This window comes from bacterium, from assembly GCA_035527515.1.
In the GTDB taxonomy this organism is placed as follows: Bacteria; B130-G9; B130-G9; order B130-G9; family B130-G9; genus B130-G9.
The window spans coordinates 1-25,378 of record DATLAJ010000091.1 but is presented as its reverse complement, the minus strand read 5'-3'; the positions used below and the strand labels follow the sequence as shown (position 1 = coordinate 25,378).

Annotated in this window: 16 protein-coding genes, 1 tRNA gene and 1 pseudogene; 4 read left to right on the top strand and 14 right to left on the bottom strand. The window is 56.4% G+C overall.

The genetic code is table 11. The features are described 5' to 3' along the window. Positions 1 to 3: 3 nt before the first annotated feature. On the bottom strand, positions 4 to 561 hold the full coding sequence (locus VM163_06765; GenBank protein ID HUT03573.1) for a hypothetical protein: 558 nt from the start codon (positions 559 to 561) through the stop codon (positions 4 to 6). A 586-nt stretch (positions 562 to 1,147) separates the two neighbouring features. Here VM163_06765 and VM163_06760 point away from each other — a divergent pair. Next, positions 1,148 to 1,222: transfer RNA gene (locus tag VM163_06760), tRNA-Val, on the top strand. Between the two features lie 284 nt (positions 1,223 to 1,506). After that, entirely contained in the window at positions 1,507 to 2,283 is a 777-nt protein-coding gene (locus VM163_06755) for an FRG domain-containing protein (GenBank protein HUT03572.1), read from the top strand. 243 nt (positions 2,284 to 2,526) lie between these two features. Here the strand turns inward: VM163_06755 and VM163_06750 are convergent, their stop codons facing one another. The 9 genes and pseudogenes from VM163_06750 to dnaA all read right to left on the bottom strand — a co-directional run bounded on the left by VM163_06750 (position 2,527) and on the right by dnaA (position 12,938). Then, a complete protein-coding gene (locus VM163_06750) occupies positions 2,527 to 5,871 on the bottom strand; it encodes a hypothetical protein (GenBank protein ID HUT03571.1) in 3,345 nt (1,114 codons plus the stop codon). Positions 5,872 to 5,994: 123 nt separating this feature from the next. Further along, positions 5,995 to 6,144: a hypothetical protein gene (locus tag VM163_06745; protein HUT03570.1), complete on the bottom strand. Its 150-nt coding sequence runs from the start codon at positions 6,142 to 6,144 to the stop codon at positions 5,995 to 5,997. A 12-nt stretch (positions 6,145 to 6,156) separates the two neighbouring features. Next, the gene (locus VM163_06740; protein HUT03569.1) at positions 6,157 to 6,885 is read right to left on the bottom strand and encodes a hypothetical protein; all 729 of its coding nucleotides are present in this window, start codon (positions 6,883 to 6,885) and stop codon (positions 6,157 to 6,159) included. Next, positions 6,839 to 7,639 carry a type III pantothenate kinase gene (locus VM163_06735; protein HUT03568.1) on the bottom strand — a complete coding sequence of 267 codons (801 nt, stop codon included), beginning with the start codon at positions 7,637 to 7,639 and terminating at the stop codon, positions 6,839 to 6,841. Before VM163_06735 ends, VM163_06740 begins: the two co-directional genes overlap by 47 nt. Further along, positions 7,624 to 8,415, bottom strand: a complete 792-nt coding sequence (locus tag VM163_06730) for a biotin--[acetyl-CoA-carboxylase] ligase (protein HUT03567.1) — start codon at positions 8,413 to 8,415, stop codon at positions 7,624 to 7,626. The genes VM163_06735 and VM163_06730 overlap by 16 nt, the downstream gene beginning before the upstream one ends. Then, complete coding sequence (locus VM163_06725) at positions 8,415 to 9,317, bottom strand: phosphoribosylaminoimidazolesuccinocarboxamide synthase (GenBank protein HUT03566.1); 903 nt, start codon at positions 9,315 to 9,317, stop codon at positions 8,415 to 8,417. Before VM163_06725 ends, VM163_06730 begins: the two co-directional genes overlap by 1 nt. 24 nt (positions 9,318 to 9,341) lie before the next feature. Continuing rightward, the gene (locus VM163_06720; protein HUT03565.1) at positions 9,342 to 9,983 is read right to left on the bottom strand and encodes a dockerin type I domain-containing protein; all 642 of its coding nucleotides are present in this window, start codon (positions 9,981 to 9,983) and stop codon (positions 9,342 to 9,344) included. An 812-nt stretch (positions 9,984 to 10,795) separates the two neighbouring features. Next, positions 10,796 to 11,071, bottom strand: a pseudogene (locus VM163_06715) (septal ring lytic transglycosylase RlpA family protein). A 463-nt stretch (positions 11,072 to 11,534) separates the two neighbouring features. Beyond that, positions 11,535 to 12,938, bottom strand: a complete 1,404-nt coding sequence (dnaA, locus tag VM163_06710) for a chromosomal replication initiator protein DnaA (GenBank protein HUT03564.1) — start codon at positions 12,936 to 12,938, stop codon at positions 11,535 to 11,537. Positions 12,939 to 13,364: 426 nt separating this feature from the next. Here dnaA and VM163_06705 point away from each other — a divergent pair, with 426 nt between their 5' ends. Next, positions 13,365 to 14,729, top strand: a complete 1,365-nt coding sequence (locus VM163_06705; protein HUT03563.1) for a hypothetical protein — start codon at positions 13,365 to 13,367, stop codon at positions 14,727 to 14,729. After that, complete coding sequence (locus VM163_06700) at positions 14,726 to 15,796, top strand: DUF933 domain-containing protein (GenBank protein ID HUT03562.1); 1,071 nt, start codon at positions 14,726 to 14,728, stop codon at positions 15,794 to 15,796. Before VM163_06705 ends, VM163_06700 begins: the two co-directional genes overlap by 4 nt. Before the next feature lie 55 nt (positions 15,797 to 15,851). On the opposite strand, the gene VM163_06695 is transcribed toward VM163_06700, so the two are convergent. The 4 genes from VM163_06695 to VM163_06680 form a co-directional block, all read right to left on the bottom strand. Then, the gene (locus tag VM163_06695; GenBank protein ID HUT03561.1) at positions 15,852 to 17,195 is read right to left on the bottom strand and encodes a hypothetical protein; all 1,344 of its coding nucleotides are present in this window, start codon (positions 17,193 to 17,195) and stop codon (positions 15,852 to 15,854) included. 78 nt (positions 17,196 to 17,273) lie between these two features. Continuing rightward, the gene (locus VM163_06690; protein ID HUT03560.1) at positions 17,274 to 18,812 is read right to left on the bottom strand and encodes a PQQ-binding-like beta-propeller repeat protein; all 1,539 of its coding nucleotides are present in this window, start codon (positions 18,810 to 18,812) and stop codon (positions 17,274 to 17,276) included. Between the two features lie 19 nt (positions 18,813 to 18,831). Beyond that, positions 18,832 to 19,056, bottom strand: coding sequence for a hypothetical protein (locus VM163_06685; protein ID HUT03559.1), 225 nt, complete (start codon positions 19,054 to 19,056; stop codon positions 18,832 to 18,834). A gap of 81 nt (positions 19,057 to 19,137) precedes the next feature. Beyond that, a partial coding sequence (locus VM163_06680; protein HUT03558.1) for a choice-of-anchor D domain-containing protein occupies positions 19,138 to 25,378 on the bottom strand: 6,241 nt, incomplete at its 5' end.

Genomic DNA, 25,378 nt, shown 5'->3' with positions numbered 1-25,378 from the left:
CTGCTACTGGTCAGATTCGTCCTTTGGTTCGCTCTGACCAAAAGCAGCAGCTCGCTCTGGAGCAGAAGACCGCGACCTGTCCGACTCGCAGATTCTTCTCTCGAAATCGTCCATTGAAGGTGCCGTAGAAAGCCACGCGTCGAACTTAGTGTCGGACCATAATTCCAACCAACCTCGCATCCAGAGCAGCACAGCCTGGAAACCTATCCCGCTAATCTTCTGCATCTCTTTCGACAGAGTCAGCCGCCCCTCCTGGTCAAGGCCCTTGATCTCAGTCCCAACCATGAACCTCCGTCTCGCATTCACGTCATCCGGGTCCGAACTGTCTTCCCTCATAAAGCGGCGATACTTGGCCTCGTATCTTTCTTTGGGAAGAACGTCTATCCTCGATTTATCCGCAACCAGATAGACAACCCAATCCCCGCGCAACTCGTCCTCGAAAATCGAACGGTAACGCACAGGGATAGTGATGCGCCCCTTACCATCGATCTGAACGCGCCTCATCCCCTGACCGAAGGTTAGTGATTCTGGTCCCGTGTCCCGAGAGCTCTTTCTAGGCATCTACAAAATCCCTTTGGGACGCCGAATTATCATTTCTGGGCGTCCGGGATTCCTGCACATTCCCAAAGATTCGATTCTGCCAAATGGGATTGGAAACCATAAGATGTCCCTTGTTAATAGTTTCCTTCTCGCATATTTCTGCAGATTATATGACGCCAAAGGGAGAGAATGCAAGAACATACGATTTTCAGCCTGTTTAATACACACAATAACCTTCCCAATTTCACCCCAATTAAACCCTCGACTTCCAAACCTAAGACAAATCAACCAAGAATCACAGCACAATCTTCCTACTCACCCACAAAAACACACCAACACCGGCACGCCTCGCCCGAAACGTGTCATATAGAGCACTATCCAGCCCAACACATCCCTGACTTCGCGTGGCTCAATTCTTATGATCGAAGAGAGGCCGAATACGGCGATATGTTGTGCCCAGATCCGAACACCCCACTATGTTGTGTTTTTATCTCCAGACAACGGTCAGAATCGCCCCGGACGATGGCATCAGCAATCCACTTGGGCGGGCCGGAAGGTTTGGGTTTTGACTCTTGTAACTGTTTGATATATTAGACTTGGTTTTGGTGGGCGATTGGCTCAGGGGTAGAGCACCGCCTTCACACGGCGGGGGTCACTGGTTCAAATCCAGTATCGCCCACCACCATATAGCCGCCTTTCCGAAGATACAGGCCCCCACAAACCACCGACTTCGGCCTTCGCCTCGCTTTGGTTCGGACGGCGCGATTCTGGGAAGCTGCGATTCGCGAAGATTGATGGACGCGAACCGATACCCTAATATGCAGCTGTCGAAGAGGTGGAAACACGGATTTCGTCAACGATAGGCTGAACAGTCATTATGATGATGGCAATGGCTAGGACCACAAATGACATTTTACAGAGGTCTGGATAACAGGGTTCTGCTTTCGAAAGCTGTGGAGGACGGAAATGAAAGAAGCCATTAGGACTGTTACCGTAGAAAACATTGCTCAATTCTTCGATGCCGTCGTTTCAGTAACCCATTCGTTTGAAGACGATAGGGCATGGTGGCGAGGGCATGCAGATCGGCAATGGGGCCTTACAGCCTCCCTGCACCGCGACAGCAGGGCCGTTGATGAACGTAACATGACTAATAGATTCCGCTCGCGGGCGCGAATTCGCCACACAAGCGTGCCTGACTTTGAGGACGATGCCGGCTGGCTTTACCTTATGCGGCATTATCGCCTCCCAACGCGCCTCCTGGATTGGACAGAGTCTCCTCTCATAGGGTTGTTTTTCGCGGTTAACGAATACTCCGACAGCGATGGAACACTGTGGGCCTTGATGGCTCCCCGTTTGAATATGAGTCAAGTCAACAGAATTCTTTTTGCGGAAAACGACAGCATGGTGCTTCCGGTATTAAAGGCAGCCTTCACTCGTCAGAAACTAGCAGATTCAGAGAAGACTCTCGCAATACTCACTAGGCATTTTGACTTGCGGCAGATGGTCCAGCGATCGGAATTCACAATCCACGGAGCATCACAGCCGCTAAATGAGTTCGATGATGCAGGGAAGTTCCTGGCACGGATAAATATTCCATCATCTGCGAAGGAGGGCTTGAAGCAGTCCTTGGATCTGTTACGGATAACTGAAGATCAGCTCTTTCCGGACCTTGAACATCTGGCGAGCGAGTTGATCAGTTACAAGTTTCTCCCCTACGAGAGACCTCCGGAGTTGAGCGAGTGAAGACAGACATGGCGGAAAGGCGCTCAGCCGTCGCCGTCTTATCTGGCTGATACTGATCTGGATTTCCTTACCCAAAGGAAGCCTCACCGCCGATGTGTCCACAGCGCTCGGTGAGAGGATCAATGGTGCCCGGAATCAGGACCGTTATCGGCTAGGCCATACAAGGACACGCCGGCCGAGGTGCAGGTGCTCGGGAGAGGCCCAAAGAACTCCGGGCATTGGAGAATATCGCCCGCGAGCAGGCTACCTCACCGTGAAGTATGGGTACCTGGCGCTGGAGTTGCCGGAGTTGTCAAAGGCTACGACCTCGAGCGTCATATTCCCTGCCGGGATACCTGCTGGCATGAGCGTCTGGAAGGTGTATATGCCGTCGCCGGCGTGGTCGTCGCCATCGGCACCGTCGTCGTGCAACGAAAGGCCCGTTGCGACGCCGCCCTCGAGGAAGAGCTCGACTCGCTCGATGTCAGACAGGCCGTCAGGATCGTCAGCATAGACCACGAGGCGCACCACGTCCCCCGGCTGAAAACATTCTCTGCCAAAGAAGCCGCCGCCAAGTATCACCGGGGCGTTATCGGCGGTCGCGGCCGGCTGCCAGATGTCCGTGTTCATGCAGCAGGTTGGGCTGCTGAGGCGCAGCGGAGTAGAGAGAGCGTTCAGATAAGGCCACGAGATGCTCTTGCCGCCGGCCATGTCGGTCGCTACGATCTCGAGCTTATAGACGCCCGGATAGAGCGTACCGGGCATGAACCTCTCGGAAAACGTGAATATGCCGTCGCCGGCGAGAGCGTCGCCGTATCTACCGTTGTCCCTAAGAAACTTGCCGAGCGGCACGCCGCCATAGCAGAGCTCGACGTCCCGCACGTCGTGCAAGCCGTCGTCGTCAAGCACGAACGCCTGAACGCCGAACTCAAAACTACCCGACGAGTCCACCTCAGCAGCGAAGAATCCCGCTGCATAGACGCTCGGTGCGACAAGGTTGTTGAACATAATGACGTAGGCATCTTGCGCCGGTATCCCGACGAAGTTCGAGTAACTTTCAATGGGAGTCCAGGCTTCGCCATCGCGTTCAGATACCGAGACGGCTATCGTTACGAATTGTTTGGCGAGAAGGGTATCTTCGTTCGAGAAAACGAGGTAGTAAATCTCACTATCCGGAATCTCGACCTCAAACTCATCGGACCTGTAATCTTCTCGCCATTGATATGCAGAGAATGGCTTGCCATCGCTATACTTCCTGAAGTTGTCGGCGTTCAAGATGAAGAAATCGACGTTGGCCGTCTCCTCCTTCTTCTCCGCGAAAGTCAGCGCACTCACGCTATACAGGGTCTCATAATCAGCTCTGAATGAGATATGCAGCTTGTATGGGTGCTGCGGAGCTGATGGGAACTCTATCGGCTCGATCTCAGGCAGCTGGGGGACGATTCCCTCCTCGATTGTCCAGGTATGATCGTAGTCCATGCCCTCCTGAGTATCCGTCAAGAGCTGCTCTTTTGGCGCATCCCCCGCCCTGCTCTCGACGTTGAACCAGTAGTCGCGGTGGTCGCCGAGGTCCAAGACCACCTCGCCCGACGAATCAGTGTAAGCGCACAGAGGGCTGTCCAGCGGCTCGCTGGGCTGGTTCTTCCAGCGAACCCACGGCCGAACCTCCGCACAGTCAATTGGATTGCCTCGAACGTCCTGAACTTTCGCGTGGAAGCGGCAGGATTTGCTGTATCTTGCCGTCGCATTCACGGGAAAGCTGTCGCCTCGGTCCTGCTCAATGGCGGACAAGTCCCTGGTTCCTCCGTAGTCCTTGTCGTTAAGCACCTTTTGGTCCGCTATCATGGCGCTCCCGACGTTGAAGCCGACCTGGTAGCCATACCAGTCCTGCTCCCAGAACTCGCACGTTACGTGGTCCCACGACTTGTTGCAGACGCCCGCCGTAGGCAAGAGGCAGGTTCTGGCTGCGGCGTTGAGCAGGTAGCGTATCTCGCCGCAGTTGCCGTCGTGCTCAAAGCAAATCTGGTTGGGCTGACTGGGCCGGCTGCCTCTTGCGCGGAAGTTGATCATTCTTGATGTCCAGTTGGAGATAACATCAACAGCCATCGAGTTGGGCTCAAACGGCCTTGAACCAGGCAGCGAGGCGTTCACGACGCTGTCATCCCAGAGGTAACTAGCGTTGCCTATCACCTCTCTAAGGACGGGGAAGCCGTAGAGCGCCACATCGTCGAGCTCCTCCGCCACGTAACCGAGCTTGAAGAGCTCAAGGTCCGCCCACGAATCTCCGGGATCGCAAGCTCCGTGGAACTCCAACGTGCCTCGGAAGTCATCCACCCACGATTCGAACTTGTCCATGAACTCGGCGCTGGCAACCGTTTCGTAAAACGCCCTGCTCTGGTGTGAGGGGATGATCACCTTGGAGAAGTATCCCCATTGGCCTGGATTCAGCATCTCCTCAGCGGAGACTACCCAATTTTGTATCCCGTTGTCATCCAGAACCTCCTGAATTGGGGACAGAATATCCCAGTTGCCCGAGCCATCTACGATAGCCACCTGGTCGTAGTAATCCGGATCGATCCCTTGCCTCAGAAGGAGGTCGTCCCACTGGCCGTTTGAACGCATCGTCAGGTTCTCCAGCATCTCCTCCTTGCCCGTAGCGTGGCCCCGCTCGACCTCCAGCGTTGTGATGATTACCCGAGCCTGTCCCCAGATGAACTCCACAAGCACGGGCCTCTCAGTGCCAGGCCCCCCGACTATCGCGCCGTCAGGGCACTTCTTTGAGCCGTCAACGAGGTAGCCGGCCGCGGTAGGTCCCCAGCCGTCAACGTCAGAATCGTCTATCCTGTTGGGCTCTCTGGTCATGTAGTTGAGGGTGTAGTCATACTCATCCGACGGGTTGTAGAAGAGGTATTCGCGCCAGAAGTAGCCATAAGTGTTCGCATCCTCCCTGGGCTGGGGACTCATCGATGGGTCCTCTTTGCCGAGCTTGGGATGCACCACAAACCAGTAATAGGTGGAAAGTGGAAGCTCGAACTGGCCCATCTCGCCGTCCCTGATCGTCCAGTATCGAACCGTGGAGTAAAAATCGGGGTCCACGCCAGCCTGGCCGTAATCCACAATGTCAGCGTAGGGTATCTCCGGATCGATCTGATACAGAAGCTCTGCGTTGCGGAGATAAAGCTCCGGGTCCGTTTGGCTCAGGACGCTCTTTGACGAGTGGGCAATCGTGAAGGCCACCTCGTCGATGAGGCGCAGATCGGATATCGAGAGCAGCAGCTGTCCGTAATCCTCCTGATCGCTCTGCGACATCCGCGTGAACATATCGTAAAGGTCCATCTTGAGCCATTCGGGAACGGTCTCGAGCGCCTCCTCGGCTGATGGTGAAATGGCCGCCCTGGAGGTGAGGTCCCGCAGGTGGTCGCCCTGCCCGTCAAGCGCAACCAATACGCCATTATGGGACGTCCTCTCCCCGCTCTGATGTTCTGCGTCAGGCGCCACAACCATGCCTGGAAGCGGCTGGACCGGAACCGAATACGGCCCCGCCTGGCTGGCGAGCTGCAAGCCCGTTGCCAAGCAAAAAATCGCTACTAACAAGACTATTCTGTTCATCCTATGTTCTCCTCATTATTGCCAGCGTGACCTGCAAGTATCACGCCGGAAAAGCAATGCACTCGTGTATGAATTATCGATCTTGCCGAGCATTATACGTTACAGGGTCCCGGCATCAACAGCTTACCTCACGGTGAAGTATGGATACCTGGCGCTCCCGTCGCCCGACTTGTCGAAGGCTACGAGCTCGAGCGTCAGGGCGCCCGTTGGGACGCCGGCCATTAACGGAGCAGAATCGGTGGTCGCGGCCGGCTGGCAGATGTCCGTGTTCATCGAGGTGGAACGTCAGATGTCGAAGAGGCCTATGACAGGAAGTCCGAACTCCTCTCGAACCGCCCCGTCCATCAGGTACTCAATCAAGGACCTATCCTGCGGTGCTTTCGTCTGCCTGGCCCTCTTTTTAGCCTGAGCAGCAAGCTGCACCCTCCGTCCGGGCGAGAGACAACCTCTTGCTGTCCTTAGAAGCTCCCTGTCCAGCTTGACCAAGCGAGTCTGAACTCGCTCCAGCCATTGGCCGGCCCTGCTCTTTCTTGTTTCCTCGGCGAGCGCACTCAGCTTCTGAGCCATTTGCGCGATACTATCCCTGCGAGCGACGAACTCCGGCCTTTCGGATAGCGCCTCAACCATCTTGGCGAGCGTGGTTAAGCGGTTCAGCACGTAGTAAACATCAGAATCCTCTGGCCTCGCTTCAGCCCCGATGGGCGCGCGGTCCTCCCCTTCAGCGGGGAAGAGACTCTGCGCCGAAAGATATGACTGGAAGGCTGCGCGGACCGGCTTGTCGCAGTAGGAGAGCGTCATCCGAAGCTTGCTGAACTCATGCCTTCTCGCAATCAGGCTCCGCATCGCCCTGTCGATCCCGCGGAACACGACCATCAGTGGGATTTCGTCGCGCTTCCACTGCTCGGCGACCGTCCACTCCTTCGGGGAGAGCAGCATCGGCGAAAGCCTCACCTGGACTATGTAGTCCTCAACCCTTTGGAGGTATTCGTCCTGGCCTCTTCGCGTTCTTCTCATAGATTATCCGCACGCCCTTCAGGGTGAGATATGGGTCAACCACATCTATGGTCTCGGTCTCACCTGCGAACAGCTCCGCCAGCCCGCCCGTCGCCAAGACCTTGGGTTTGCTCCCAAACTGCATCTCTGACACGATCCGTGCTATCATCCCCTCGACAATGCACAGATAGCCGAAAAAGAGGCCAGATTGGATGCTGGCTTCTGTCGTTCTGCCGACCACTGTGGCTGGCCTCGTAACCGCTACCCGAGGCAGCTTCGCGGTCCTTGCGAAGAGAGCATCAGCGCTTATCCCGACCCCCGGGACTATGCTCCCGCCAAGGTACTCGCCCTTCTCTGACACCACGCAGAACGTCGTTGCAGTGCCGAAATCAACGATGATGACCGGGCCGCGTGTCTCATAGTAGGCGGCAAGGGCGTTGGCGATCCTGTCTGAGCCGACCTCTGCTGGATTCTCGTAGAGTATCGGCATGCCAGTCTTGACGCCGGGGCCGACGAGCATCGCCTTTACGCCGAACAAGCTCTCTGCCATCTCTAGAAATACGTGAGAAAGAGGCGGAACAACGGAACAAACGCCAACTCCATCCACGTCCCCAGGAGCGAGTCCAGCGCTTGCTAGCAGGGAGCTCACAAGGAGCGAGTACTCATCCTTCGTCTTGCGGATGTCCGTCGCGAGGCGCCAGTGGTGGGACAGGGTCTCTCCCTCAAACAGCCCTAAAACTGTCTGCGTGTTGCCCACATCTATGACCAGGAGCATACTTCTCCCTCTGCTATTGCCGTTGTGAAGCCGCGAGCCTGCTCGATGACCAATGCGCACTGCGCATTGACACCCCTGCACCGGCCGGCGACAACCTGGTTTGCTGACTTGACCTCCACGTGCCTCCCCACCAGAAGCCCCCGTCGGTTGTAACTTTCGACCATCGCTGCAAAATCGCCACACTTCAACCTCTGATACCATACGACGAAGGAGCCCAGCACCCCTGTAAGCAGCTCGGTCGGGCTGGCGGCGCCGAGCTCCGAAAGCCAGACCGCGCTTCCTTGCAGGTGGTCTGGGACGCCAGAATCGGGCCTTTCAACGTTTACGCCGATGCCCACCAGCGCGAGCCTCACGCGTTGATCGGACAGCTCCGTCTCGGTCAGCACGCCGGCTACTTTCTTCCCTGAAAGGTAGATGTCGTTGGGCCACTTGAGCTGGGGGCTTGCTCCGATGGCTAGCTCAATCGCGTCTGCAACGGCCAGACCAGCAGCGACCGCAAGCAGATGCGATTGCCCCGCCGGAATCTCTGGGCGAAGGACCAATGTGAAATAAAGCCCGCCCTCGGGAGAAAACCAAGGACTCGAAAACCTCCCTCGACCGGCACTCTGCCTCCCGGCGACGACGACAGTCCCCTCCGCCGCGCCCGACTTGGCAAGCTCCCTCGCCACGTCGCTCGTCGATAAGACCTCCTCGAACCACTTGAGCGAGAAGTTCAAAGGCCTCGAGACCGAACGAGCGCCATCGTGACAATCGGTGCTGTGCCTGTGCGCGCTCATCAGAGCTTCAGTCGGGTTATTGCATCATGAACAATGTTGTAGCGGCGGGCCGTCTCTGAGACGATCTCTTCGGGGAGCTCTTTCGCCGGCGGGTTTCTGTCCCAACCGCTTTCGATCAGGTATTGGCGGACGAACTCCTTGTCGTAGGGATCGCTCCTGTTACCTTTAGAGTAGTCCGACTTAAGCCAAAACCGCGAGGAGTCAGGTGTCAGCATCTCGTCCATCACGCAGACCTCGCCTCGGCGGTTGTATCCGAACTCAAACTTCGTGTCGGCGAGAATGAGCCCTGCCTGACGAGCCGCCCGCTGCCCGAACTGATAGAGCTCCTGCGACATTTTGCGCACTAGCTCCGCATCTTCCTTGCCGATATCAGCCTCCAGCGCCTCGAACCCAACCGGCGCGTCGTGGCCCGATTCTGCCTTGGTTGTCGGCGTGAAAAGAGGTTTAGCGATCTTGTCGCCAAACTTGAGGCCTTGCGGAAGCTCAACCTCACCTACACTGCCGCTCTTCTCATACTCCCTAAACGCTGAACCGCAAAGATGCCCCCGAACTATGCACTCAAACGGTATGGGCTTCATTCGTTCGACCATCATCGTCCGACCAGCGAGCACCTCGAGCGCGTCGTCTTCGAGGTCGATGAAATCCTGCGGCCTGGTCGAGACAAAATGGTTTGGGCAGACGTCCTTGGTCTCCCGAAACCAGAACTTCGAGATATTGGTTAAGACCTTCCCTTTTGATGGGATGTCGGTCGGCAGCACGACGTCAAATGCCGAAATGCGGTCTGTGGCGACGATCAGGAGGATATTCTCAGTGAAACGGAATAGCTCACGGACCTTGCCGCTCCTGACGTGTTGAAGTTCACTAACAGATTGCACGCTGCTCAAGATTCGCTCTGCATCCATTTGTTCGCTCCTTTCCTCACCCCATTACCTCGGCAGCAAGCTCCCGTCTTGCCCAACGAGGTCCTGACATTTCATCGTTATTATAGAATATGATGTGCCCTTCTTCGCGGAATCTGCCGCAGTCTCAAAATACCACCCGCTAGCATAGAACAGAAGCGTCTTCGTAGCAGCAGGCCCAAGGTCCGACAGCAGCGCTCGAACCGAGAGAACTACTCCGTCCTGACCAACGCAGAACTCGAGCTTGACCTCGCATCTCGCATCTGACGCAGAGAAGAGTGCGCCAAACGGCAATTTCGGCGCGAAGACGAGCTCAGGACACCCACATGCGTGATAGCCTGCGGCGATCGCAACGCCCGGAAGCGACTTGCCCATGTTGGACTCAAGGATGAGCAGGTCCTTGAAGGTGATGAGGCCGTCCCCGTCGAGGTCGCACCGCGAGTCCCAGTCCGGGTCTGATGAGTTTGCGCCAATTGCCTTCTCCATGAGGGACTTATCTCTTGTGTCAACTTGGCCCGAACCGTCGATATCCCCCAAAAGCTCCCGACCTTTGCCTGAATCGCCTGCCTTTTCGCCAATCGATGGCACGACAAGAAAAATCAGACACAACCACAGAAAGAACACGCAGCTCAAAGGCGTCAAACGGCGCCTCGTTTTCACTATGCTCATAATCGAAGATATCTCCCTATTCTCTGCCCTACCGGCCTGCCACATCACGGCCATGCTCCGATCAGGCCAGTTAGAGACCTTCCGAGATGATAGCATCCTGGGCTATCGCTCACCTGGGAGCTTGACCCAATTGCGTATTGTTGCCGCAGTCGCGTGACACGTCAACAGCTTATGGCCCCATGAGGGCACAGGAGTCTTCGTATTCTTTGATTAAGGAGTGTTGCCTTGTTGGCTCCGGGGCTGGGTCGTCGTCAAGAAAAAAACTCGTGCTTCGTAACCTTTGCTACTCTGCGAAGCGCTGCGTAGCACGAGCGCAGAGTAACAGTGGAATTAGGGTTGACGTGATGCTGCGTTTCGAATCCCCGAGGGGGGCCACAATAATAGCCGTAGGTGGAACCTGCGGAACCCGTTCACGCCGGTATCCTCGCCACCCCGAAGGGGTCGAACTGGTCTGATCGTGGAGACCGTGTGCAGCCCTTTCAGGGCTGATGATGTTTCATTCTGCCCTCGGTCCGTAGGCTGGGCCCGCGGCCGGCGCCTACGGCTATTCAGGTTGATCCCCTTTCGGGGATTCGTTTTGGGATGCGACCATCTGCTTACTGTGTGACACAGCGATTAGATCCGCTCTCGTTCACACAGGCATCCCTTCTTCCTAACGTTCTTCCTTGACCGACTACCTCGGCGCAATTCACACACGATACTTGTTCCTCTTTTATGAAGCTATACGTTCTCTTGCCCTTTCTCAAGCGCCTGGACCGCCAGTTTCAATAATTCCTGGCGACGATCAAGACTCACCTCAAGCTCAGTATCTCCAACCTGACCTTCACGACGCCCGCCTCGAGCATGTCGAGCTGTTTGGCGGCGCCAAGCGATAGGTCGATTATCCTTTTTTTCTTGTCTATGAATGGCCCCCGGTCGTTTATGCGGACGACGACGCTCCGCCCGTTCTCGAGGTTAGTGACCCTGACAATTGTGTCGAACGGTAGCGTCCTGTGCGCCGCTGTCATGGCAAACATGTCGTAGGTCTCGCCGCTCGCAGTCCGGCGCCCGTGAAACTTGCCGCCATACCATGAGGCGCAGCCATACTGGACGCCTTTCTTGATCTTTGTTGAGTGGTGAAAGCAGCATCCGAGAGCCAGAACTAGAGCCAGCGCAACGGCCAAACTACCGCAGAGCCTGCTCTTTCGGCTTGGCATACAGAGCCTCCTACGCGTTGTTCATAGCGATGAGTTGTTCTAGGCTTTTGCACATTACTATGAGTGATCCTGCATTTATGTTCAACTTTCGGACGGAACGCAGCCGCCCATGCCGGGCTTGTAAGTCACCGTGAAAGTATTTCTGCTGAGTTGGGATGTGGCTCGATGGGTCGGCCTGGTCTTGGCGCGAGTCGCTTTAGGTCGTCGCCAGTTTGAGTAGCTCCGCAGAATGCAGAGGAAAAGGGGGCGACCATTGGGCAGGCCGCCCCGTGATCAAACGCCAATTGACGTGCCCCGAAGCCGACCGAAGCTGGCCGTGCCGTGCGGGAAACCGAAGTCTCGTGCCTCACGCGGGCTATGTCTTGGCGTCAAACTGAACGCAAAGTTGTCCTCCGTCCTTGGGTCTGGGCCCATAGTCGGCAAGCTCTTTCTTGAGCACATCGATAGTCTGCACGAAACGCGGGTCGCTCTTGAGCATGAAGACAACGCGGCCGCAAGAGTGCATCGCGGCCGCATGGCTCATCCCAGAGAAGCTCCTACCTATGCTTGGATACGACTCCCTGAGCAGCTCACGGCAGAGAAACATCGCCACCTGCCTCGCTCGGACAATGTTCCTGGCTCTGCTGCGGGAGAGAAGGTCATCAGTCCTAAGCCCATAATACAGGGCGACCTTGTTCTGAATAACTTCGGTCGAGAGCTTTTCTTGGGAGTTCAGTTTCCCGTATCCGTTAAGAGCCGCCTTTGCCGATTCGAGCGTAAGGTCGAGGTGCTTCCACTCGGTATAGGCCTTCACTCGTGTCAGCAAGCTCTCTAGCTGGCGCACATTGGAAGGTGCTCTGCTGGCCATGTAGTAGGCGATCTCTTCAGGCAGATCGAAACTCACCTTCTCAGCCTTCTTCAGAAGAATCCTCACTCTGACCTCGAGGTCAGGCGGTGCAAGGTCAACGACCAGCCCCGATCCGAGCCTTGAGAGCAGCTTGTCTTGAACAAATTGAAGGCCTTCGGGATGCCGATCGCAGGAAACAACTATCTGACGACCGAGATCGTAGAGCGCGTTGAAGGTATGCAGTAGCGACTCCTGCGTCGTCTTCTTGGCCTGAATGAACTGTATATCATCGATCAGGAAGACATCCTGATTGCGGTATCTGGCCCTGAAACCGGGCATCTGTCTGCTGCCAATCGAGTCGACCAGGTCGTTAGTGAAATCCTCGGCCGTCTCGTAAAGGACCGACAGAGCTTGATGATTATGGCGGATGTAGTGTGTTATCGCGGACAGCAAATGCGTCTTGCCAACCCCGTCCTGGCCATATATGAACAACGGATTATATGCTTTTGAAGGGCTCTGAGCCACCTTGACGCAGGCCGCGTGAGCAAACTCGTTGCACTCGCCCAAGACATAATTGTCAAACGTGAAATCGCCATTGGTATGAGGAAGTGCCGGCCCCTGCCTCAAGCTGTGAGCAACGGGCGCTTTGTGCAAAGACCTCTGCACAGCCGGCGCCTTCTCCTCAACGTCGTGCACCCCGTTGAGGCTTATCTGGACCTCGACATCGCGACTGCATATATCCCCTGCGGCCACCCTTATCAAAGAGAGATAGTTCTCGTTGACCCAATTCCGATGCGAGTCGTTCAGAACCGTGAGGCGCAGCACGCCCTTCCTGTATCCCTCGTAGTGCATGCTCTTGATCCATGTCTCAAAGCTGTGCCGGTTGATCGTCCGCTTTACGCGCCGAAGGACGCGGACCCACACGTTGTTCACTTGCGCAAGACCTCCAACCTGGGAAACGATCGCTGAGATGTAAGACCAGAAACTAAAAGCATGACTTCAACCAAAGAAGATGCCCCGCACCCCCCGTGTGTGAGCGGCTAGGGCTTGTGTAGGCTAGAGCTGCGCCCCCAAAGCCAGTCTATGCCATGACTAGCAATATGTGGTTTATCAACGATATGGGCAAAAACGCGAAAGAAGTCCAAACGAAAACTTGTAGCAATTCTTGCTGCTTTCATCACATCTTAAGATTAGTCTTCTATCCGGAATGTTCAAGAAATCTCCCGGCAGATTCTCAAGCGCTGCTCTATTGGATTGTGGTAGATTTGACCGGCTTGCAACATGTATTGGTATTAGTGATGAGTCCATCAAGATTTTGTAAATAGGCATGTTATTTACAGCCGTAAGCTTGCTGTCATCGTGAAGCTGAAAAAATGGGTCTGGATAGCTGAGGCGCTAGCGCTGGCGATTGTCGTTGGGCTTGTCGCTTTCCGTTCTTCGTTTGGATTCTCGTCCATGATAACGCTCGACGGGGCTTCATACCCGCGCCGTGACCTGTATGGCCCGCCCGCATTTGTGTGGACGCGAGACCTCTCTGGAAACCTCAGCCATCTCTTCCAATCGGAATACTCCCACCTCCTCAAGGTCACCTTCTCCGTTGACGGACGTCTTGTTGCGCCGTTGATTCGCCATGGCCCCCCGGAGGTGAGATGCAAGCTCTTTGAACTCCCCCAAAAGCCTGAACATGTCAACCTCACGCACCAAGCGAGTCCGGCCTCGTTGTTTTGGGCGGCCGCTGTCTGCCAGAAGAAATACTCCAAGCGAACCATTGTCACTCAGACAAAGGACCTACTGGGCAACGTATTCAAAGGGACTAAGACACCTCTTGCTCATATAGCGGGCCAGATGTTCGCGGCCACACAGAACGGACTCTGCCGGATAACCGCGGCACTTGGCTGCGGGCCGAATCCGAAAGGTGGGAAGCTCATGTTTCACCTCTTTGCAGCGGATGACCGTGATACCGATCTTTTCACTGAAGAGATCGATGTTAACAGTATCGGCCAGGAACAGAGAGTAAGCTTCGAGTTCGAGCCTATCAAGGACTCCAAGTTCAGGTCCTTCGGGTTCTATTTCACGTCTCCAGATTGCGATCCTGGCAGCGCCCCAAGGGTCTTGGCCGCCCGTAACAACATCGAGCCCAACGGCGAAGCCTGGATCAACTACCGATCGCAACCTTTTGATCTGGTGTTCAAGGCTCAATACTGCGGGGCGCAGGACGAGCCGCTGCCGATTCCGTTTGGGATCACCTTGACGCAGCTTGTGGACGTTGACCTCAGGGATTATGACCCAATAAGGGTGGGCGAGCCCGTCTATCTGGGCGGCGACAAGAGGCAATACTCGGCAGCATATACCTTTCCCGCCATCGCAGACTCCTCGACCAAATACTACCTTATGCTCGTGCAGATCAACGGTATCTCCGTCCCATGCGGACGCTTCCTGTGCAAGCATTCTGCCGGCACGCTCCTGGAGACAATGCGCCACGTCGTCCAGACTCTCATGATCGATAAGCCGCCGTGTGTCAAGAGGCAGCACATCGTCATTCTGGCCTGCGTTCTGTTCTTTCTGCTGGTTGTTTTCGTCAACTGGATCGGGCTACCATATTTCTGCGCTGAAGTCCCTCGCTCGGGGAATATCGCCAACCCGCCAAGCACGCTCCACGACTCCTCTGTTGACAGGACGCAAGCGCGCGAGCAACCTCGAAACTCAGAGGAGGTAACCAATTGAACATAGGCCTTTGCGGTTTCCCGAAGGTCGGTAAGACCAGCGTCTTTGAGGCGGTAACGGGGCTGCTGTCCGACGCACACGCCCATTCCACCAACCTGGCTGCCGTCCCTGTCCCTGATCAGCGACTCGACAGGCTTTTTGCGGACTTCCCAAAGTCCAGAGAAGTCCAGGCCAAGATCGAGTATTTCGACCCGTATCTGCACGAACCAAGCCCTGAGGACGCCATCGGGCCAAGCCTGAACGCCGTCAAGGGCGCCTCGGTGCTCGGGCTTGTCGTTCGTGGATTCGAGAATCCGAACGTGCCATACATCTTCCAGACCATAGACCTGAAGCGCGCCGTCGCCGTGTCCGTCGAGAGAATGTTTGAGGCAGACATCGTTGTCTGCGAGCGACGCGTCGAGAAAATCGACGTCATTTATCTAAAGGCCAAGTCCGACGACCTCGAGAGGGAGCGAGCGATTATCGTCAAGTGCCTCGACCACCTGAGAGGCGCCTCGCCGCTGTCCCGGCTCGAGCTTTCCCCAGAGGAGCGGGCCGCCATTCAGAGCATCGAGTTCTTGACGGCCAAGCCACTTCTGATCGTTCTGAACGTTGACGAGAAGGATGCCTCGACCGAAAGGCTAAAGAAAATTGCAGCCGACTTCAAGCCTCTGGCGCCTCAATACGCCAGCGTAGTCGCGCTGTGCGCCAGATTGGAGCGGGAGCTGCTCGAGCTGGAGGAGGAAGACCGTGCGATGTTCATGCAGGACGCCGGGCTGGCCGACCTGGCCAAGGAGCGCATCATTCGGGCGTCATACGACGCCACTGAGACGATCTGTTTCTTCACAATCGGCAACGATGAGGTCCGGGCGTGGCCGCTTAGGGCAGGCACGACGGCCATCAAAGCCGCTGGCACAGTCCACACGGATATGGCCCGTGGGTTCATACGGGCGGAGGTCATCGCCTTCGATGACTACGTGAAGGCTGACTCTATGCGCGAGGTCAAGGCGCAGAAGTTGAACCGCCTCGAGGGCAAGGACTACGTCGTCGCGGATGGCGACATCATTGAGTTTAGGTTTCACGTTTGATGCTGTGTGGTTGAGGCGCACCGTGTTCGACGACTGGCCTGAAAAAACGCATGATTCAGTTGGGATTTGAGACCACAATATCGTCCGTCGCGATGTTGCTGCTGAGAATGTCGAACCGGCCCTCGAGCGTGAAACCGATCAGCACGGCGTATTCTCCAGGTTGGTTCGGCGCAGGACCTATGTCGATGTAGCCCATGTAGAGCGGCGATCTTCGCCTGGCCCAGAGACCTGCGATGACTGGCTTGATCTCGCCGGAAGGGCCGGGCAAAAAGAGCAATTCGCCTGACTGCTTGTTCTGATATGCGATATAGAGGTCGGCTAAGATACCCACCCAGGACGCGTTCCTGACGAGGGCGTTGACCCCGACCGGTGTGCCCGGCAGGTAGGAGTCTTTTGTGCACTCGAAGTCCAGTCCAATGCCGTCCCAATCATTGCGCATCATAACGACCATCTCGTTGGTGATAACGTAGAGGTTCTCGAAATGGTCGAACACCATGTCCTGCACGCGACCAGTCAAGAAAGGGCATGTGTAGTGCGTCCACTGACTCCGATCGAACCTGGCTATTTGGCCGTTTCCGATAACACACCAGGGATTCCCAAACCGGTCGATCGCAATCCGCAGAACGGGGCCGTTCGGGATAGGCGCTCCCTCATCAATGATGTTGTGGAGGCCTCCGTCGGTATGGTGGTATAGGTCTCCATCGTCACCAAGCGCCCAGGCCAGCCTCTCGCTGTAAGGTTCGACCTGCCGGAGCCAGACGTCGTCGTTAATGGGGAATGACTCAATCCGAAGCAGCTGCCAGCCGGCGCCGTTTTCTTGGTAGTATAGACCGTCCGAGCAGCTTGCCCAACGGTGTGTGCCCCTCCAAGCATCTATCTCATATACGGCTCGTCCGGTTGGTCTATCGAGCCAATCGCCTCCTCCTAGCCGCCAGTTCGTGCGCTGGAGTCCATCTTCTGGACCTGACGAGAGAACCCACGTGTCGTCCTCAAAGCACGTCGTAAACTGCCAGTCGGAGTACGAATAGCGCATTTCGATTTCGTGATACTCCTCATCGCGCACGTAACCCAGGTTCCAGCTCTCACCGAGAAGCACGATGTTGTCCGGGCCTGCGCAGACGCTCCAAATCCCTTCCGGAACTGGGACCTTCGACCAACTTGTCCCGTCCCAGCGCCTCATCTCGGGGTCAACTGTGTATCCGGTGTTGCAGACGTAGAGGCGATTGCGCCCGTCGATGGCGGAGCACCGATCGCTGCAGGACAACCTGGTAACACCAGTGTCAGAGACAAGCTCCCAAACCTCGTCGCCCGGAACGGGGAATGTGTAGTATTCTGCGGTTGCGGTAACGCAGAACAGCAGCGGAATAATGACTGCAACAATTGACCTGACGAATCTCATGGCGCCTCCTTCTAAATAGGCATTGATGTCTCGAGGATGACTGCAGTGGACATGATTCGTGATTAACCAACGTTTTAGTCACGGGCGCCAGTTTGTGACGAAGTTGATGTTCTCCATGTCAGCGCTGCACAAGAACTCCATCGTTTGTGGCTTGGTGAGGGCTACGGCGAACCAGAATCTGGCCTGTCGGTTGATCGGCGGGCTGTCGGTCGGCAGCGTCAGCTCCGCGAAGCTCTCCAGCGTCCATCGCGTCCCGTATGGAATGTGAAAATCCGTCAGGCCGGGGGATACCCCGGGCTGCCAAGTAGGCCAGGAGTAAATGTTTCCATCGATATCCCACATCACCAGATAGAAATCGACGTCTGTGCTGCGCCCCATGTTTTCACCCGCGACTGTAAGCGACAGAGAGTCGCCGGGGTAGAACCAGCTCTGGGCGAGAAAAAGATCGATGTACATAGAACCATAATCTGCGATGGCGGTCAGGCCCCAGCCACTAATATACAACACGCCCTCTCCGCCTATCACCGGTTCTGAGGCTCCGCCTATCTCCGTGCGCCAGTTCTCTGTTCCATCTGGCTGAAACGAGAAAAGCGTATCACTGGTTCCCCCAGCAATGGCTCCTACGTATATGGTGCCGTTCGCGCCTATCGCGATGTTATTCCCTGGCGAGCCAGGAATTTCGAGTGACCATTTCAGATCCCCGGCCGAAGTGAGCGCGAAAAACAGACTCTCGTAGGGTGGATTTGGCGTGGACACGTACCAGGGCTTGTCTGCCAGAAGATAGATGGTGCCCTCCTCCGATGTGCCCAGGCAGGGATCGCCGGCGACCGCCTCATCGTAGGGAACGAAGCTCATTCCGGTGCTGAAGCTCCAGTTGAGTTCGCCGTTTGGGCCGTAGCAGTAAAGAATGCCCTGAGAGAGGGAATAGAAAATGACCGAGGAGTCGGAGGCAGCTAGAAGATCGCTAACCTCGAATCCCGAGACTGCCTGTTCCCATAGCAGGTTGCCCTTGGAATCAAGAGCCAGAAGCCGTCCATCCTCCAAAGACCAATAGTCCTCGAGCACATACACATTCCCATTCGGCGCCACAGCGGGTTCACGAACCTTCCGGCCGTCCGTATAATACTCCCACTTGACATCGCCTTCCGTGCTCAAGGCGCAGAATGATGACACTGTGCACGCGTAGATAGTCCCGTCTGGCCCAACCGTGATGTTTTGGACGCCAGGACCTCGCCATTTGAGCTCCCCCCGCGATGAGAATGCGTGCAAAGCGCCGCAAGGCACATACACTGTCCCGTCGTTGCCCAAGGCAACTGACGAAGGAAGGTTGCAGTCTTGAGACCACTTGAGCGCCCCGGAATTGTCGAGAGCAAAAAGCCCGTTCGGGAAAGCGACAGCGTAAATGGCGCCATCCTCCGCGACTACAACCGGCCCGGACAAAAGTTGGTCCGACAAGGTCCTCCAGGCGATGTTCGCGCGACTTGGCCCGTTGAACTTACTCTGACACGTGTGCCGGCAGTCGTGCATCATCATCTGCCAGATCGGCTCGCCCGCCAATGATACGGCGCTCGCCAGGGCCGCTATCACAATTCCGGTGATTATCACTGTTCTTCGCATTGCTCAAACCTCCCCTGTATTACGGCTTAGCACCTAAAACTGTGATCAAGTATTCGCCAATGCTGAGAATATCGGTCTGTAGCTTAAATGTCAACGCGAGCCGGGACCTGATATTGCCCTGGCGAATGAGGCGCGGCGCCGATGTCAGCAAGGCTATGGAACTCGCCACCCTCGTGGAGAAACAGGCGGGCGGCTCCGCCTCGATGGCAATGGGAGTCGAGAAGCGCCCGGCGAACGGTGTCATCGCCTCTACGCCAGCCTTAGGGGGTGTGTGGCAAGCAGCCCCACACCCCCTACATCACATTTGAATAGCGCCGGACGCTATCTACTCAAAGACCCACGTTGCTGAGGCGATATCGCCCTCAATCTGCATATCGTAGTTGTATGGATTTAGCACAGCGGCATAGAACACATACTGGCCCTTGGGCAGCGCATTGCTGAACGGAACCCGCAGAATCTCGATTGGGCCTATTGCGGCAGCCTCTGCAACTCTGATGAACACAGGCTGCGGTTCCATCGAGAACCCAGGATAGAACAGGAACGTCCCGTCAGGCAGAACGACCGCCCCTAAGAGATCGACCGCGAGCGCTGGGCCTGGATTCTGTATGCCAAACGAAATCGCCAGTTCCTCGCCGGCGTGAACGCTGAACTTGTCCGCAGAAACCGACAGCTCCGGGCCCCTATAGCCGGCAACGCCTGTGCCTGTGACCTCGATCCGCCCTGCCAACCAATCTGGGTCATTGGAACTCACCCCTATACCCTCATTGTAGAAACCCGACTCCGTTGGGCTGAACGTAACCGTCATTTCAACGGAGCTGCCCGGCAACACCCAAAACGGATACCAGGACACATCCTGACCGTCCCCAAACGGCTCAGGGGTGACCATGCGGTAGATGTAAAGAACTACTGCCCCGTCGTTCCGAGCAGTGATGGTCATCTCTTTCGTCGAGCCCACCGGCACTTCACCAAAGTCGAGAATCCGGGGACTCACGTTGAGAACCGGATAATCATCGTCACCGATACTTCCTACACCGCTGAGTGTAATCGTCAGCTGTGGAGAGCCCGGGTCGTTGCTGTTTACATGCACTTCCCCTGTCTCATCGCCCTCGCCGGCCGGATGGAAAGTTACGCTGATCCGCTCGCTTCCGCCAGGCGCGATGACAATCGGGAACGATCCATTATAGAAGGCGCCAAAGACGGTGGGCGTCGAACTCTCTACATCAAGGGACGAGACCTCGAGATCAGCAGTTCCCACGTTTGAGATCTCAACGCTTAAGTCCGCAACACCTCCAAGATGGACAACGCCGAACCTAATGTCGTCGTGGCTCAACCTAATATCCGGCCCGCCTGCGCCTGAGACGCCCTCTCCTGTCGTGGCAACTCTATAACTAGGGTTCTCGGGATCGTTGGATAGAATGGCAAATCTGCCCGGATAGGAGCCAGGGGTGGGGGGGGTGAACCTCCGGACCATCTCGGTAGATTCGCCGGGCTGTAGAACGTGAGGGTACCATGAGGGCGCTTGCCCATCAGTGTATGCCGTCTGCGAGCCCACAGTCTCCATCCCGGTAATAATCAGGTCCGCGCCACCCACGTTAGAGACGGTAACGCTCCTTTCAGCAGTTGTGCGCACCGTGACCCTGCCGAAATCCAGCCTATCCGGAGTGACATGGATACTGGGTCCACCCCCGGTAACGCCGGTGCCAGTGCAGGCGACTGTCGTGGCGCCTGGACTGGTCAGGTCCGTGTAGAAATCGTTGTGGCGGATAACGAAGAAAGTACTGTAATCACTCGCCGCGGTCGGCTTGAAGTTGATCCTGATCGTCATCGTCCCGCCGTTTGGTGGCACCACATGCGGATAGTAGCTCGCTCCTCGCGCGTCGCTGAATACGGACACCATCTGCTGATTCTGCACGCTATAGATGACCAGATCAGCTCCGCCAATGTTGGTTACAGTGAAGTTGCCCGCTTTCGTCTCACCAAGTGTTACCGTGCCAAAGCCGAGATCTTGAGGCGCAACCCGAATGCTGGGGTTTTGCATTGACGCAGCGCCCTGTCCAGTCAACGTGACCTCAACTAGAGGCTCATCCGGATCGTTGCTCGTGATAGCCAGGGTCGCATTAAACTGGCCCAGGCCAGGAGGCGAGAACGAGACATCGATCAGCTGGCTTGCCCCTGCGGCAATTGTCATCGCGCCCGCCGTGCTCGTGAAGGCTGGAATCATGGTATCGATCAATATATCAGAGATGTTCAGAGGCAAAAGGCCAACGTTCGACACCTCGATATACGCAGTTACAGTTCGGCCTAGAGCCGGAGGCAGTGTTCCGAAGTCGATCGACATCGGCGAGACGCTGATATCCGGCTCGTTGAGCGCATAAATCGTCTGGCAATCCGGCTCGAGCGGTCCTCTTTCAACGTTCCCAGCGTTGTCAACGCCGATCGTGTAGAAGTAGTAACTGCCCTGGCCGTCTTTCGGCATAAACGTTATCTGCCCCCTCGGACTCGTGCGGGTTATACGACTGCTCTCGAACTCGCCGTTCTCAAACTTATACCAGAGCGTCACACGAGCAAGGCCGCTCGTGATCTCATAAACGTTATAGTCGATCAGTATCTTCGGCTCATAGACTGTTCCGGGCGAAGTGCAGAACGACGCAGGAGGCGTTACGTCATAGATGACGCTGCAATCCGGCTCATCCTTGAGCGCCTCGACGTTACCGGCCCTGTCGTCTGCCCTCGTCTGGAGGTCATAGAAGCCCTCGCCGTCCTTCGCCCAAAGGCTAAACGTGCCCTCAGCAAGGTCCATCCTGACGCCCGAATCCTGCCAATCGCCGAACTCAACGCCAGCATATCTCTTGAACCGATACCACAGACAGGTGCCCCTGACGCCGCTGCCATCTATGGAAAAGGAAATGTCGGGGTCTTCGGCGTCGAACGCTATCGAAAGCGGCGACTTGTTTGCGTAGGTGCTGCTAGTGCACGTCGAGACCGGCGCGGTGGCATCGTAAAGAACAGAACACTCCATATCCTTGGCTGCCTCAACGTTTCCGCCGGAGTCGGTCGCGAGCGTGAAGAACGAGTAAATACCCTCGCCGTGCATAAGCTCGAAGTCAAAAGCGCCGGTGCCTGCCGTCATCGAAAGGCCGCTGTCCTCCGGAACGCCGAAGTTGAAGCTGAACCACAGGCTCACCGTTACGGAACCAAGCCCCTCATCACCAGCCAGGAAGGTAACGGTAACCTCCGTCGCGTTCGTCACGCTTGGGCAACTGCACTGAGAGAACGGCGCTTGCGTGTCGAGTATCGTTACCGTGTCCGGCATGTCGGGAATCCGCTCCCGATGCCCGGCCTCATCCACGCCGACTGTGTAAAACGCGTACTCGCCATCGCCCAAAATCGCGTCAAACGAAAACGCTCCGCTCGACTCATACCCCACGAGGCCCGTGTCCGTGAACTTCGCTCCGTTGTAGCTGCTGAAGAGCTTCGTCCTGTTCACGCCCGAGACTGCGTCCTGCGCCTCGTAGGCTATACTGATCACCGCGGACGAGGCGATCTCACCGGACGAGCAGCTGGAAACTGGCGCCTCTCTATCGAGAAGAACGACCGCGTCAGCTGTGTCAGGAACATCCTCTATATTGCCAAGGTAATCCTCGGCCGTCGTGTAGAAGCCATAGGCGCCGTCCCCATCGTAGAGCCTGACTTCAAACACGCCTTGGTCATTCCCATGACGAGAAAGTCCAGTATATTCCCAATCACCATCGTTGAACCTCTCGAAGAGCTTGACCTCCTTGACGCCGTTGTTCAGCTCCAAGACGTGGAAACCAACCTGAATCTCGTTGAAGGTCGCAATGGCCGGCGCCGAACAGTGCGATTCTGGAGCCTTGACGTCGAAGTATATCGAAAGCACATCCGGAAGCCCCGCAGGAGGCTCCACGTTCTCGGCCGCGTCAACGGCGACCGTGTAGAACTCATACGTTCCATCACCCAAGAGCGGGACGAACGTGAACATCCCGGAGCTGCCCGAGCCCTTCTTGGGGTGCATCGCCCAGTCTCCAAAGGCCAGGCGATACCAGAGTTGAACCTCGACAATGAGGTTGCTGTCAACAACATCATAGTTCAATAGAATCTCGGTATCCGTCAGGCTGTTGAGCGTGCAGGTCGATTCTGGGGCTGTTGCATCATAGACCACCGAGGCCTTTGCCGTGCTCGGGCCCAGCTCCACGTTCCCTGCATTGTCCTCGGAAACTGTTGTGAAATCGTATTTGACCTCTCCAGTTGCTGAGGTGTCGAACTCAAACGTGCCCTCAGCCCCGGTGGATGAAAGCCCGCTATCAATCCAGTCGCCCGAGCCGATACGGTAGTAAAGAACCGTCTCGTTCAAGCCACTTAGCCCGTCGTAGCCTCTGAACTGGATGGGTATAGTCGAATCGCTCGTGTAGTCGCCGTCAGCGGTAAGCCAGCAGCTCGAGACTGGGCGAATCATGTCATAAATTGTGGTCGTGTCCGGCTGGGTGCTCGCCGTAGGCCTCAGCTCCTCGTTCCCAATCGCATCGATCGCGACGGAGTAGAAATCGTAAGTCCCATTACCGAGGTTCACGCCGAAGTAGATCGTGCCCCCTGACGCCTGCTTGGCCTGGCCGCTGCATGTCCATGCGCCGCCGTTGTATCGATACCACAGAACGGTCTGGAAGATGCCATTCACGGCATTGCTGGTGAACTGAACAGGGATTGGCATCGCATTATCGTATTCGGGCGATGTGCAGGATGATTCGGGATATGCGGTGTTGTATAGACAGGAGCAATCTGCCGACGCTGGTGCACCCTCAACGTTGCCAGCGTAATCCTCGGCGATCGTGTAAAACTCGTAGATGCCCTCTTGCGTCGGGACGAAATTAAACGTCCCTATCTCGGCATATCCTACAAGCCCAGAATCAGTCCAATTGCCCCACGTGCCGCCAGAACTGTAGCGATACCAAAGCGACACGGACTTCACACCGCTCTTGTTGTCTCTGGAGACCCACGTAACGGGAATAAGCGGGCTCGTAACCTTGGCCGGACAGTCGCATGACGATTCGGGCGCCCTGGGGTCGGGGACCCACTCGTCAAAGACGAAGAGCTCGTGCCCGACCGTGATGTAAACGAATCCGTAGGAGTCGAGCGAAGGACTGGAATCGACCGGAATCCCGAAATCATAGCTCCAAAGTAGCGACCCATCGGGATTGAGACAGTAGAAGAACCCGTCGTCGCTGCCGAAATAGATACGACCGGCGATGTCAACAGCGGGCGAAGAGTGGATTGGACCACCCGTCGCATATTCCCAAACCGCAGCACTGGGCGAGGCGGGATCGACGCAATACAGCGAACCGTCTTCTGATGGGATGAACACCATGCCCACGTCGGGGTGGACGGCGACGGAGCCCACGATAGGCCCGCCCGTCGCGAAGTTCCATAGATTGCCGCCAGAATTCGTGTCAAGCGCGTACAGAACTCCATCCATACCGCCCACGTAAAGCTCCGCATCATCATGGCTCAGCGTCGGCGCAGCTGTTAAGATCACGGGTGGAACATGGCTCCGCCACCGGAGCGACACTGCCGAACGTGGATCAATGCAAAACACGTTGAAAACATCAACATTGCCCTCGGTTGTGAAATAGACGAAGCCTTCAGAATCGATCGCTGGGCTGCCAACAACCCGACCCGACACAGGAGGCGGAGGCGTGAAAGGATAGCCCATAATGGCCAAGCCTGAATCTGCGACCGCCGCAGCAATGGACGAATCCTCCAGCCCGAAAAAGGCGGCACCAGTATCTGAAATCGTGGGCGGCGCCGTGATCTCAGCCGGCAAAGGCGTTGACAGCGCCCAGTTCAAGGCTCCGTCGGGCCCGACCGATGACACCATGCCACCCCGAAGCGCCAGAACCGCGTTGCCCGCGTGGTCAACGACTGGACCCCAGTCCGACGCCAAGCCCGTCGGATACTGCCAATCGAGGCGCCCGTTCGGCAGAACTGCATAAAGGGTGCCATCCGTAGCGGAAACAAATATCCGGCCGGTCTGATCGAGCGAGGCGTAGGCATTGAGGTCAAACTGGCCGAACGTCCGGGCCCACTCGACTTTGTTCGTCGTCGGGCCTTCCGCGTTCATGTAGCCCCTGTGGCCTTTGTCGCAGCCCACCATCGGCCAGAGCTCGCTGCAAACAGCGATGTAATAATATGACCCGATCTCCCCAGATGTGTGCTGTCTAACCTCGACGTAGTAGGTCCCGGTCTCTTCGCAGAAGAACTCCACGCTTCCACTCTGGCCCAGGCCAGGAACATCGTCGCTCCCAATAAGTGTCAAGCTGCCGCAATCGCCGGAGTAAACATAAATGTCCGGGTCGGTGATGTATGGTTCGATGTCGTAGGTAAAGACTCGATAGGTAATGCCTCGAAGCCCATCGAACTTCAGCCAATCGATGTCATCGTGAGGCGCAAGCGTGTGGCGTTGCGCAACGCAATCGGCGCCAATCGAGCTGGCATCTCCGCAGACGTCATCGTCCTCGTATTGGTCAACCTCGTACTCACCGATCGCCACATCA